14 protein-coding genes and 1 pseudogene are annotated in these 13,012 nt (G+C 41.6%); 8 read left to right on the forward strand and 7 right to left on the reverse strand.

The window, feature by feature from the left end:
• The first annotated feature begins 15 nt into the window (after positions 1-15).
• From LJF29_RS10410 to LJF29_RS10440, 7 genes and pseudogenes are all read left to right on the forward strand, one after another.
• Positions 16-810 carry an amino acid ABC transporter substrate-binding protein gene (locus LJF29_RS10410; protein ID WP_229148364.1) on the forward strand — a complete coding sequence of 265 codons (795 nt, stop codon included), beginning with the start codon at positions 16-18 and terminating at the stop codon, positions 808-810.
• 22 nt (positions 811-832) lie between these two features.
• Positions 833-1,507, forward strand: a complete 675-nt coding sequence (locus tag LJF29_RS10415) for an amino acid ABC transporter permease (RefSeq protein WP_010332503.1) — start codon at positions 833-835, stop codon at positions 1,505-1,507.
• Between the two features lie 12 nt (positions 1,508-1,519).
• On the forward strand, positions 1,520-2,269 hold the full coding sequence (locus tag LJF29_RS10420) for an amino acid ABC transporter ATP-binding protein (RefSeq protein WP_229148365.1): 750 nt from the start codon (positions 1,520-1,522) through the stop codon (positions 2,267-2,269).
• Positions 2,270-2,284: 15 nt separating this feature from the next.
• Positions 2,285-3,427: a M20 peptidase aminoacylase family protein gene (locus LJF29_RS10425; RefSeq protein WP_229148366.1), complete on the forward strand. Its 1,143-nt coding sequence runs from the start codon at positions 2,285-2,287 to the stop codon at positions 3,425-3,427.
• Positions 3,424-4,770: an MmgE/PrpD family protein gene (locus tag LJF29_RS10430; protein ID WP_229148367.1), complete on the forward strand. Its 1,347-nt coding sequence runs from the start codon at positions 3,424-3,426 to the stop codon at positions 4,768-4,770. Before LJF29_RS10425 ends, LJF29_RS10430 begins: the two co-directional genes overlap by 4 nt.
• A gap of 71 nt (positions 4,771-4,841) precedes the next feature.
• A pseudogene (eutH, locus tag LJF29_RS10435) lies at positions 4,842-5,953 on the forward strand (ethanolamine utilization protein EutH).
• Between the two features lie 69 nt (positions 5,954-6,022).
• A complete protein-coding gene (locus LJF29_RS10440) occupies positions 6,023-6,853 on the forward strand; it encodes a DUF1206 domain-containing protein (protein WP_229148368.1) in 831 nt (276 codons plus the stop codon).
• Between the two features lie 61 nt (positions 6,854-6,914).
• On the opposite strand, the gene LJF29_RS10445 is transcribed toward LJF29_RS10440, so the two are convergent.
• From LJF29_RS10445 to LJF29_RS10475, 7 genes are all read right to left on the reverse strand, one after another.
• A complete protein-coding gene (locus LJF29_RS10445; RefSeq protein ID WP_229148369.1) occupies positions 6,915-7,742 on the reverse strand; it encodes a hypothetical protein in 828 nt (275 codons plus the stop codon).
• A 17-nt stretch (positions 7,743-7,759) separates the two neighbouring features.
• A complete protein-coding gene (locus LJF29_RS10450) occupies positions 7,760-8,263 on the reverse strand; it encodes a hypothetical protein (protein WP_229148370.1) in 504 nt (167 codons plus the stop codon).
• Complete coding sequence (locus tag LJF29_RS10455; RefSeq protein WP_229148371.1) at positions 8,260-8,922, reverse strand: ATP-binding cassette domain-containing protein; 663 nt, start codon at positions 8,920-8,922, stop codon at positions 8,260-8,262. The genes LJF29_RS10450 and LJF29_RS10455 overlap by 4 nt, the downstream gene beginning before the upstream one ends.
• Positions 8,923-8,941: 19 nt before the next feature.
• Positions 8,942-9,754, reverse strand: coding sequence for a hypothetical protein (locus LJF29_RS10460; RefSeq protein ID WP_229148372.1), 813 nt, complete (start codon positions 9,752-9,754; stop codon positions 8,942-8,944).
• Positions 9,741-10,547 carry a hypothetical protein gene (locus tag LJF29_RS10465; RefSeq protein ID WP_229148373.1) on the reverse strand — a complete coding sequence of 269 codons (807 nt, stop codon included), beginning with the start codon at positions 10,545-10,547 and terminating at the stop codon, positions 9,741-9,743. The genes LJF29_RS10460 and LJF29_RS10465 overlap by 14 nt, the downstream gene beginning before the upstream one ends.
• A 134-nt stretch (positions 10,548-10,681) precedes the next feature.
• Positions 10,682-11,113, reverse strand: coding sequence for a hypothetical protein (locus tag LJF29_RS10470; RefSeq protein ID WP_229148375.1), 432 nt, complete (start codon positions 11,111-11,113; stop codon positions 10,682-10,684).
• Between the two features lie 12 nt (positions 11,114-11,125).
• Positions 11,126-11,701: a hypothetical protein gene (locus LJF29_RS10475; protein WP_229148376.1), complete on the reverse strand. Its 576-nt coding sequence runs from the start codon at positions 11,699-11,701 to the stop codon at positions 11,126-11,128.
• 353 nt (positions 11,702-12,054) lie between these two features.
• Here LJF29_RS10475 and deoR point away from each other — a divergent pair, with 353 nt between their 5' ends.
• Positions 12,055-12,996, forward strand: coding sequence for a DNA-binding transcriptional repressor DeoR (gene deoR / locus LJF29_RS10480; RefSeq protein ID WP_229148378.1), 942 nt, complete (start codon positions 12,055-12,057; stop codon positions 12,994-12,996).
• The last annotated feature ends 16 nt before the right edge of the window (positions 12,997-13,012 follow it).

Below are 13,012 nucleotides of genomic sequence, written 5' to 3' on the forward strand. Positions count from 1 at the left end.
AGGCGGGAAAATCAAATGAAAATGAGAAAATGGACTGTGCTGGTAGTTGCTGCGTTATTAGCCGTGCTATCAGCTTGCGGCAATGGGAACAGCAGCAGTAAAGAGGATGACAACGTACTTCATGTGGGTGCGACCGGTCAGAGCTACCCGTTCGCTTATAAAGAAGACGGAAAGCTGACAGGTTTTGATGTAGAAGTAATGGAAGCTGTTGCAAAGAAAATCGGCATGAAACTGGACTGGAAGCTGCTCGAATTCAGCGGTCTGATGGGAGAGCTTCAAACAGGCAAGCTTGACACCATTTCCAATCAGGTAGCGGTGACAGATGAACGAAAGGACATGTACAACTTCACAGAACCGTACTCTTATGCAGGAACACAGATTGTCGTCAAAAAAGACAACAATGACATCAAATCAGCAGACGATTTAAAAGGAAAGACAGTAGCTGCTGTATTAGGTTCAAATCACGCGAAAAATCTTGAAAGCAAAGATCCTGACAAAAAAATAAATATCAAAACATACGAGACACAGGAAGGCACGCTGAAGGATGTCGCATACGGACGTGTGGACGCTTACGTAAACAGCCGAAGTGTGCTGATCGCGCAAATTAAGAAAACAGGCTTGCCATTGAAGCTTGCCGGAGATCCGATTGTGTACGAACAAGTCGCATTCCCATTTGCCAAGGATGACGCGCACGACAAGACCCGTAAAAAAGTCAATAAAGCGCTCGATGAACTGCGCAAAGACGGAACGCTTAAAAAGCTTTCAGAAAAATATTTTAACGAAGATATTACAGTAGAACAGAAGCATTAAGAAACGGCGGTGAACCACCAGAATGAATACGATTGATTGGGAATTCATGATCTCAGCATTCCCGACTTTAATTCAGGCCCTTCCGATTACATTGTTTATGGCTGTAGCAGCCATGGTTTTTGCGATTATCGGCGGACTTATTCTCGCACTCATTACAAAGAATAAAATTCCAGTGCTTCATCAGCTGTCAAAGCTGTATATCTCATTCTTCCGGGGCGTGCCGACACTTGTGCAGCTGTTCTTAATTTATTACGGGCTGCCGCAGCTGTTTCCGGAGATGAGCAAGATGACAGCTCTCACAGCTGCCATTATCGGTTTAAGTTTAAAAAACGCCGCCTATTTGGCAGAAATTTTCCGTGCTGCCCTCAACTCTGTTGATGAAGGTCAGCTGGAGGCGTGCCTGTCTGTCGGTATGACGAAGCTGCAGGCCTACAGACGAATTATCCTTCCGCAGGCAGTTAGAAATGCGATACCGGCAACGGGTAATACATTTATCGGCCTCCTAAAAGAAACCTCATTGGCATTTACTTTGGGTGTCATGGAGATGTTTGCGCAAGGTAAGATGTATGCATCGGGAAATCTGAAGTATTTTGAAACCTATTTGGCGGTTGCGATTGTCTATTGGGTTCTTACAATCATTTACAGCATCCTGCAGGACTTGTTTGAACGCGCCATGAGCAAGCCATACCGGACTTAGAGGTGAAATCAGTTGATAAAAGTAAAAAATATACGCAAAGCGTTTAAAGATCTGGTCGTGCTGGACGGAATCGACCTTGAAGTCAAACGCGGAGAAGTGGTGGCAATCATCGGTCCGTCCGGTTCCGGAAAATCAACGCTTCTTCGGTGCTTGAATCTATTGGAGCGTCCCAATCAAGGCATCATTGAAATAGGAGAAGCCAAGCTGAACGCGGAAAAGTTTACACGCAAGGAGGCATACCAGCTCCGTCAGCAAACGGCCATGGTCTTCCAAAATTACAATCTGTTCAAAAATAAAACCGCCCTGCAAAACATTACGGAGGCTTTACTCACGGCTCAAAGAAAATCACGCGATGAAGCGAACCGCATTGGGATGGAGATTCTGAAGCAGGTCGGTTTAGAGCATAAAGCGGACAGCTACCCGATCACAATGTCCGGCGGCCAGCAGCAGCGAATCGGCATCGCGCGGGCACTAGCGGTCAATCCGCATGCGATTTTGCTGGATGAACCGACTTCGGCGCTTGACCCGGAGCTTGTGGCGGGTGTGCTTCAAGTCATCAAATCGATTGCTGAAAAACAAACAACAATGATCATCGTCACGCACGAAATGGCATTTGCAAGAGAGGTTGCAGATAAAGTGATTTTTATGGCGGACGGCCATATTATCGAGCAGGGAACGCCTGAAGAACTGTTTGACCATCCGAAAAATGAACGGACAAAACGATTTATCAAGCAGGTGGGAGAGCCTGCAGAGATTATATAGAAGGGAAGAAGAAGAATGGCCGAAGAAACGTTTCAGACACGTTTAATCAATATGCGGCGTGACCTTCATGCACACCCTGAACTGTCATTTCAAGAGTTTGAAACGACAAAAAAAATCCGCCGCTGGCTTGAAGAAGAACATATAGATATTGTTGACGTTCCTCAATTAGAGACTGGCGTGATTGCCGAAATCAAAGGGCAGGAAGACGGCCCCGTTATTGCGATACGAGCGGATATTGATGCGCTCCCGATCCAGGAACAAACGAATCTGCCGTTTGCCTCTAAAATAGACGGCACGATGCATGCGTGCGGGCATGACTTTCATACCGCTTCCATCATCGGCACGGCGATTTTGCTGAATAAAAGAAGAGACAAGCTGAAAGGCACAGTCCGCTTTATCTTTCAGCCTGCGGAAGAAATCGCCGCAGGAGCAAGAAAGGTTATAGAAGCTGGCGTACTTGATGACGTTTCCGCCATTTTTGGCATGCACAATAAGCCTGATTTGCCTGTCGGCACCATTGGGATAAAGGAAGGTCCGCTCATGGCAAGTGTTGACCGATTTGAGATTGTTGTGAAAGGGAAAGGCGGACATGCCGGCATCCCAAATAACAGTATTGATCCAATCGCTGCAGCAGGACAAATTATCAGCGGCCTGCAATCTGTGGTCAGCCGCAATATCAGCTCATTGCAAAACGCGGTTGTCAGCATCACAAGATTACAGGCAGGCAGTTCATGGAACGTGATTCCGGACCAGGCTGAGATGGAAGGCACCGTTCGCACCTTCCAAAAAGAAGCGAGAAAGACCGTTCCCGAGCATATGAAACGAGTGGCTGAAGGAATCGCCGCGGGCTACGGGGCACAGGCCGAATTCCGGTGGTTTCCTTATTTGCCGTCCGTTCAGAATGACGGCACATTTTTAAACGCGGCATCCAAAGCTGCGGCACGGCTTGGCTATCAAACGGTGCAAGCGGAGCAATCTCCGGGCGGAGAAGACTTTGCTCTTTATCAAGAAAAAATTCCTGGCCTCTTTGTCTGGATGGGAACAAACGGCACAGAAGAGTGGCATCATCCGGCGTTTACATTGGATGAAGACGCACTGCAAGTTGCAGCCAGCTACTTTGCTGAGCTGGCTGTACTTGTACTGGAGTCAATCAAATGATCCAAACAGAACTGACAGCAGGTCTTGCTGAGGCTGTAAGATTATCACAACCTGAGGACGCCATTGACGCGATGCGTGAAGCCAAAAAGGGATTGTTTGATTTTACAGCCGCATCATTCGCAGGAAGAGAAGAAAAAGGCATTCAAAAGCTTTTGCACCTGATTGAAGAGGAAGGCGGCACGCCCCTTGTCCCTATTATCGGGCAAGGGAAAAAGGCAGCGCCATTACAATCTGCGCTGCTCAATGGATTTATCGCCCATGCTCTGGATTTCGATGATGTCCATTCTGATGTAAGGGGACATCCAAGTGCAGTGATTTTACCGGCACTCATTGCTTCAGCTGCCGCTCGCGAAAGTGACGAGCGGCTTCTTGGCGCTTATATTGTCGGTGTGGAAGTGATGGCAAGGCTTGGAGAGTCGATTGGCAGCCTGCACTATGAAAAAGGCTGGCACAATACGGGAACGCTCGGAGCCATAGCTGCCGCCTGTGCTGTCGGGTACGCGGAGGAACTCACTCAAGAAGAACTGGAAAAAGCAATCGGTTTTGCCGCAACGCAGTCTGCCGGAATGAGGGTGCAATTCGGTACAGAAATGAAACCGCTGCACGCAGGGCTGGCAGCTCAATCAGGCTTGCTTGCTGTTAAGCTGGCCCAATCTGATGTTGGAGGCACTCGTACGGCATTGGATGGAGAAAAAGGTTTCTTCGGCCTATACGGTGATGTAGACAAGTCCCAAACCACGCTGTTAAGCCATTGGGGCGAACCATGGAGAATCGTGAAGCCAGGTCTATGGTTTAAAATCTATCCATTCTGCTCCGCGGCACACCACGCGGCAGATGCCATTCGCCAGCTTATCTTTCAGGAAGCCATTTCTGCTGACAATACAGAACGGATTGAAGTCGTCTTTCCGCCTGGCGGAGATGCTGCATTAACCGCAAGATCACCAAAAACAGGAGAGGAAGGCCGCTTTAGCGTTGAATATGTCATTGCCCTTGCCCTGCACGGACAGAAGCTGATTGCTGAACATTTCAACAGCGAGCCGATACCAAATCACATGCACGCCGCAATGCGTCATATTCAGCGTGTGTATGACAATCGCATTCAGCCAGCCTCTCAAGCGGTTCCAAAAGGCCGTTTCACCATTGTTCGGGCATTTTTATCAGATGGCCGCATATGTGAAGCGCGCGTGGACTGCCCAAAGGGAGCTCCCGGAAACGGTCTGTCTGAAGAAGACGTAAAAGAAAAATTGAAATCAGCGCTGCCAAGTGATGTGCAAAAAGCAGCGCATATCATAGGAGCCATTGAGCGCGCTGACATGAAAGAATTTTTATCGCATTTAGATTAGAATCCGCCTCCCATCCCTCCTTCAGATGATATGATAAAGCCAAATCTTACGTTTGATAAAGGAGAAAGGCCATGACGGTAAATGATGCGGTTGTATGTATTCTGGCCATCTTTTTATTATTGGGGGCAGCCGATTATTGCTTGGGAAACAGGTGGGGGCTTGGCGAGCGGTTTGCAGAAGGCTTTAAGGCCATGGGGCCGCTTGCGCTGTCAATGGTTGGGATAGTGTCGCTTGCGCCAGTGCTTGCGGGAATACTGATTCCCGTGGTGTCCCCGATCTATGCCGCCATTGGCGCAGATCCTTCCTCCTTTGCCAACACCATTCTGGCCATTGATATGGGAGGCTATGCGCTGGCAGCAGAAATGGCGAAAGATCCGGACGCCGGCGTGTTTTCATGGGTATTTCTGGGGACGATGATGGGGCCGACAATCGTGTTCACCATTCCTGTCGCTCTTGGCATGATTGAAAAACAGGATCACCCGTATTTTGCAAAAGGCATTTTAATCGGACTGTGCACTGTGCCGATCGGATGCTTCGCAGGCGGGTTAGCTGCGGGATTTGAGATGGGATTGATCCTGAAAAACATTCTGATTCCAAGTCTTTTTTCTGCGGTTATCGCTTTTGGATTATGGCGCTACACCGACAAGAAATCCGCGTATTTCACGTTTTTGGGAAGGCTGTCAGTATAGTTGCGATCATTGGGCTTGTTGCTGTCTCGATTGAAACGATGACAGGCATTTTACTGATACCAGGCCTCGAAAAGATTGAAACAGGCATACAAACCGTAGGCACCATCGCGATTGTATTAGCGGGCGCTTTTCCGCTGACAGCTTTTATCACAAAAGCTTTTGGCAAACAGCTCTATACTTTGAGCAGGGTATTGCACCTAGATCAGGCAGCGACAGCAGGAATGGTTGCTTCTTTGGCACACCATATCCCAATGCTCGCCACCTTAAAAGACATGACGCCGAGAAGAAAGGTTATCAATGTCGCGTTTGCGGTCAGCGCCGCCTTTGTGCTCGGCAGCCACCTCGGCTTTGTGGCGGGAATGAAAAAAGAAATGGCAGCAGCCATGATCATCGGGAAATTAGCTGGCGGTATTACAGCTGTCGCGGCAGCTGCGTGGGCCACGCCCGCCTATTCGGCCGGGCAGCAAAGACAAGACTCTCTTAAACAAAACTGAGGAAGGCTGTTTCAACTCTCCTCATTAGGGAAATGATACAGTAACGATTCCGGAAAGAGGGTTGGGCACATGGATGCGAAGGACCAGTGCATCTCTAAAATAAAACAGGAATCCAAGCCTTGGATAAAGCGGTTCGGAAGGCTTGGTTATTTTACATTCGGCGGTGTTTTTATCTTGCTCGGCATTCTGGCATTGATGACGGCTGCCGGTTCTGGCAGCGGGGCAAAGGATTCAAGCGGAGCACTTCAAACCTTATCACGCATGCCGTTTGGGTCGATTTTGCTTTTCTTCATCGGAGTCGGACTCATCGGGTATGTCATATGGATGGTGCTGAGTGCGGTTAAGGATACAGAGGGCCACGGCACAGGGAGAAGGGGCCTGTCACGAAGAACGGGAAATTTGTTCAGTGCCGCCGTATACGCATCAATTGCGTGGAATGCCCTTCGGTTTGTCTTTGATCATGGGAGCGGCAGCACTTCAGAACAGACGTGGTCTGCTTATATATTGGCGCAGCCGTTTGGGCAGTGGCTGACGGGACTCACAGGAGCGGGCTTTTTCCTATTTGCAGTGGTTCAATTCATAAAAGGTATCCGTGCTTCTTTTATGAAAGAATTCAATACGTCAAAAATGAGCAAAGAAATGATATGTATTGCAAAAAACACAGGACGCGCAGGCAACATCGCCCGTGCTATTATTTTCTCAGCCATCGGCTTCTTTCTCATAAAAACCGCTCTCACTTCTGATCCGGACGACACAAGAGGCTTTGACGGGGCGCTCGCTGAACTCGCGCAGCAGCCGCATGGCAGACTGATTCTGATCTTCTTGGCGTGCGGGCTTGTGTTATATGGAATATACGCCATCATGAAAGGCATTTATCAATATATGAAGTGGGAAAAATAAGCTCTGAACGAGAAATGACAGAGCTTTTTTAAAATCAAATGATGATTATTTATTGTTATACTTAATCGTTAACGCTAGAATGAAGAATTTCCTTTTTATTCATAATGAGTATAGTTAAAATAATCGTAATTAAAATAAACGAGATTTGGAGTGATATTGTTATAATAATAGAGTTATGTGAAAAAGTATTAAGGGATCTAAGAATCATACTAAGATTTCCAATAAGAAAAATATTATCATTGAAAATAGATAAAACAAGCCATGTGGCTGCAGTTAAGAGTGAATAGATAGGTTTAATAATATAAGAGAGTGCAGTGAAAAAGAAAACAACTGAAAGCATTCCTAAAAAAGTTGAAAAGATAATAAATGCGAGCAATTGTTTGTAAGTAAAGGTACTCTCTGTAAAGCTAAGTGTGTGTATAGTATACTCTGTGTAATTGATAGCATCTATTTTAAATATTTCGCATAAAAAAAAGAGTAATATAAATACAACAGCACAAAAAATGAATGTACTAATAAAAATAATACAGAACTTACTGAGGATGAGTTTCCACTTTTTACGCACTCTAATCCTTATAAAGGAACCTGAATCTATTACATCGTTTCTTGCCCATGTATTTACTAACAGCACCATATTGAATTGCATAAAAAGCCATATAAAAGGAAACGAAAAAGATTTCTCTTTAACAAATTCAATAGGAACTCCGCCAATTCCAAGAATTAATGTATCTAAAAAAGAATAATGCAAGCCAGTATCATAGGATTTAATTAGGATGATTGGATAAAATAAAAAGAATAGATTTAAAATAATCAAAGAAATGAAATTAAATTTTATATGGTTATAACCTGTGAATAAATCTCTTTTGAATAATAAATAAAAGTCTCTCATATTTCTCCTTCCTGTATTTACTCAAAGACGGGAATTTTAAATAAATTAATAACCATACCTTTTCGATCATTTATATTTAGTTGTAAAGGTTTCACAACATTGTTGTCGTTGTATGTAAATATTACTTTCCCATGTATTATGGTGTCAGGTGGTATACTTAAAACTCTTTTTTTGGTTTTATCGTCAATAAAGTCAATACTTTGAGTCATGTCTTCTTCGTGCATTAAACGATAAAACTCTGGGTGAAGATCGATTGTTTTGCCTGTACTATTCTTAAATGTAAAAGGAATAATATAATTCGTAATTTCATTTAACATTTCATCTTTGATAGTTTCAGTTTTTGCTTGACCAAAGGTTTGTGTTAAACCCAATGCATTAATTGAGGATTCAGTTCTTGAATTGATGATGTTCAATTTATATCCTCTATAAGGCTTATTTACAGACGTATATTGAAAAATACTAAAGGCTATGGCTAGAAACAGAAAGCACATAAATATTAAAACAAAATTTCTTTTTGTCATGAGTTTACATTCCTTTCGGATTCATTAACAATACGACCCCCATCAATATCGAAAATTTTATCAGAAACAGTTTTAAGCGTTTCATAATCATGACTTGCAATTAGAATGGTTTTACCTTCAGCTTTTAAATCGAAAAAGAGCTTTTCAACTAGATGAACGGCTTCTCTATCTAAAGCATTTGTAGGCTCATCTAGCATAATTAACTGCTGGTTCTCCATTATAGCTTGTGCAATGCCTAATCGTTGTTTCATCCCTAAGGAATACTTCTTATACTTTTTTTTATCATCAGGGTCAAGTCCGACACTTGTAATAGCTTTTCTAATATCGGTATCGTTAATTTTAGATCGTATCATTGATAGTAATTTTAAATTTTTAAAACCTGTGTAATTAGATACGAAACCTGGATATTCTATAAGTACACCAATATCATCTGGAAAATTACCCTGTTTTGTTATGTTAGTCCCATTAATCCAAATTTGCCCTTCAGTGGGCTTCATTAATCCAGAGAGTATACGGAGAAGCATTGTTTTGCCGGAGCCATTTCTCCCTTGAAAACCGTATATTTTCCCTTTTTCCAACGATAAAGATATATTATCTAACACTTTATTTTTCTTAAATAATTTGGTTACACCATCTGCTTTTAAATAGGTTTCTGACACTTTTTTCACTCCAAACTTTTTATTTTCGTTTGTTTATATCAATGGTTCCGTTAGAGAAATCTTTTGTTATCATTCCAATATATATCGCACATAGCAACAGAATCGTCCCCCCTAAATATAAAAACACTGTAATTTCGAAAGATCCTGGTACTAGCCATTGAGTTAATTCTAATGAGAGATAATCATGTAAAATCGATATGTTGAAAAATGTATTCGACATTCTATCCATCATAAGGAGACATATTATTGATATAAAACTATAAATATATTTTGAGAAAATTAAATAAAATGCACTGGTACAGGTTATAAAAAAAGAGAAAACTAAAAAGGCTGTTGTGATATAACGAAATATCATCCATACAGGAGAAAATACATTAACCTGCAATTGTTCCCCATATAATATGTAGGGCGTTCCATTAATTGTATCCCAGTTATGAACAAACCCCCCGCACCAAATAACACTCATAATAAAACCAAATAATAAAAAAACAAATGTAAAGCAAGAGGAGATACCAAGAATTCGACCAACAAAAGCCAAAAAAAGTTCTGCCCTTGATTTATAACGAATGACTCGAAATAGAGAAAAGAAAGGCAAAAGACTAATTGCAATGAACAAAAGTAAAAGTGGGGTAACAGGAAAAACAAATGTGTAAACCGAGAAAAATTGATCCATTGCATCTGCAATGCTGATCGTGCCTTTTACGTCTTCAAGCCGTGCATTCTTAATTAAAGAAAGAATGGTTAGGATCAGTAAGCAAAACCATCCTAACAACTTCCATTTATCGGCACGTAGATCTGCTATAAGGCTTTTCCATTCTCTAACTATGAACATACCTTCGAACTCCTATAACATAAAGTACAATACTAAGAACAACCATCCCTATTAATTGAAAACACATGCCTGAAAAACTTGCGCCATTAGTGGCTTGTTGCTGTAAGAAACTAGACGCTTGCAAACTATCCTGCCCTATCGTTGAAAAAATAGTATTTAGAATAAATTCAAAAGCAAATGAAGACAACACAACAACGAAAGTGTTTTTGAAAAACATACCAATGCTTAATGCTAGAGTAGCCCAGATGCCTGCAAATAAACCAGTCAGCATGATATAGAAAAAAATATGCAGCAATGGATGGTTATAGTATAAATCTGGGAAAAAAGTATATCCTGTGACTAATGGCATTTCATTATTGATTACTCGGTCAGGCGGGACATTAGGAAGTTTCATAAAAGATAGATAAAGATTAATACATAAAGGAATTGCTCCGGCAAAAAAGCCTGCCGCAAAATTTATAATTAATAAATGTTTAAAATAAGAGCTAGCTTTCTTTCTTGAAAATAAAAATGACGTGAAACCTGTACGATGATCACTGGCAAATAAATCTGCCAATGGCAAAGTGGCCAATATGGGTAACAAAAATAAAAACAATGCGGGATAATCTGAAAATCCTCCAATACCCATCCATTTTGTATAAGGAGTGAATGCAACTCCTCCATCTTTTTCTAGTGATTCAGTTAAGAAAAGTTCATCCGCATAAAAATAGGCAATTGCACAAAATAATCCAAATAATAGCGATATATAAAATGATTTTCTATGTAGAAGACGATGTAAAATTAATGCCCCCATATAATCCCTCCATTTATAAATATAAATAGGCACTGAGCGTAGCCAGCACCTAAATAATATATTACTAGTTAAGGAGTCCTCAAAGAACTTAAATCTTCCTTAAACTAAATAATAATAATGATTATTTTATGTTATTAAGAGTTTTTATCGTAATCAGGACTCCAAACGCCGTTTGAATGACCCTTCCCGTCCTTTTTAGCCGCAATTGAAGTTGGTACATAGTCAGCCCACCAGCCTTTATGATCTTCAACTGCCCAGTTAGTCATGAGAACTACACCTTTTGATTTTATAGTGTAGATGTGTCCTCTTGAGGCATCCTTTCCTTTTGCTTTCACCCAAGATTTGTAGGAAATATTAACATCCTCCACTTTTTGATAAACATAGGTCGTTCTATACTTATCACGTTTTTTTGTTTCATCATATGGATTACCCTTTAAAAATCCAAAATGAAATGAAGTATCTTTATAGTTAGCATCAGGTGCGTGTATTGCAAAAACCTTAGCTGCACCAAGTGATGTAATACTGATACCCAGTACTAGCATCAATACAAATAACTTCTTTTTCAAGTGTATTCACTCCTAAATTTTTTTTATATTAAAAACCTTGTCCGCCACACCGTAGCATTCTTGGTTTTCATTCATCCAAATAAACCTTAAAGAGATAGTAGCTGTACTGCCTTTAAAAGATGGCAGTTCAATTAAATAATCACTATCACTATCAGGCTCCTTATATTCCTGTTTCCATGTAATTTCTTTTCCACCAGCACTATTTATTTTGCCCAATATATATGCTGGGGTAGGATGTTTTAAATCTGTAACCATAGAAATTTTATAATGTTTCGGAAGGGGAGCTGTGTCAGTCTTTTTATCTTTTAAAACTTGCTTACTATCAACATCATTAGAAGCGATTTGTTTTTTATAAAATGGTCCACCCTCAATGTCTGATGACCAAAATATTTCTTTGAAATAAATATGCTTTGATCCAGAATCCAACCAAAACGTATTATCTTCATTTTTTGAATTTTTATCTGTATCTGTAATAACAATTATTGGTTCGGAAATTTCATCTGTTACCATTTTTATTTTGTTATTATTACATGCTGATAATAAGTACAAAGATACTATAGATAGTAATATGAGAGATACTTTTTTCAAATACAAAACCCTTCCTTTTATTAAATGCGCTAATTCAATATAACTATAATAAAGTGGGAAGTCAACTATATTTTTCTATTTAATTGAATAAATTTATAATATGATATATAAAAATGTATTTTCTAATTTTAAAAGTTTTTTCTGTTTTTTCGCCTGCTTTTAATATGATTTGGGTGTTGGAAGAGTAATTTATATATTGGAGAATGGAAAACTTCATAGTATGCTGTATGTGAAAATAAAGTTAAATTAAATTCGCGGGAAAGTTTAATGATCTAAGCAGCTCGTATAACAGATTTAAGTGATTGGAAATATAAACAAGTAATGCGTTGTATGTCTTTCAAGGGAGGTGCGGAATGGATCGGGAAAAACAACAATTAAGCATAGAAGCGGCAAGGCTTTATTATCAGTCTGACTACAGTCAGCAGCAAATCGCAGAGCAGCTCAGCATTTCAAGGCCGACCGTTTCCCGATTGCTGCAATACGCAAAAGAAAAAGGATTTGTCCAAATTCGCGTGATGGACCCTTTTGAAGATTTAGATGCGCTGGGTTCGATGCTGGAAGAGAAATATGGGCTTCTCGAAGCACACGTTGTGTTTTCTCCGACACCGGACTATGCAGCAATCACACATGACTTGAGCCGTTACGGTGCAGAATATATGCATGAAACGGTAAAAGACGGCGACATCGTCGGCGTCAGCTGGGGAACCACCATGTATCAGATCGCGCAAAACATGCAGCCAAAGCAAATAAAGGGTGTAGAGGTCGTCCAGCTGAAAGGCGGCATCAGCCATTCCCGGGTAAACACCTATTCGGCTGAAACGATTCAGCTGTTTGCAGAGGCTTTTCAAACGATGCCGCGCTATCTCCCGCTTCCCGTCATTTTTGATAACGCCGATGTAAAGCGAATGGTAGAGAAGGACCGCCATATCGCACGGATTATCGAGATGGGCAAGCAGGCCAATATCGCTCTCTTTACAGTTGGTACCGTCCGGGACGAGGCGCTGTTATTCCGGCTCGGCTATTTTAACGAAGAAGAGAAAGCATTGCTGAAACATCAGGCTGTTGGAGATATCTGTTCGCGGTTCTTTGACGAGGAAGGGAATATTTGCAGCACCGCCATCAATGACCGGACCATCGGCGTCGAGCTTGAAGATCTGAGGCTGAAGGAACGCTCTATATTAGTGGCCGGCGGAAGCCGAAAAGTGCCTTCTATCCACGGTGCGTTAACAGGAAAATATGCCAACGTGTTAATCATTGATCAGCATACCGCAAGGGCACTTGTTAATGATTTGTGACACCTTTAGACCGTTC

Origin of the sequence: Bacillus sp. LBG-1-113 (assembly GCF_020708615.1) — a bacterium.
GTDB classification, from domain to species: domain Bacteria; phylum Bacillota; class Bacilli; order Bacillales; family Bacillaceae; genus Bacillus; species Bacillus mojavensis.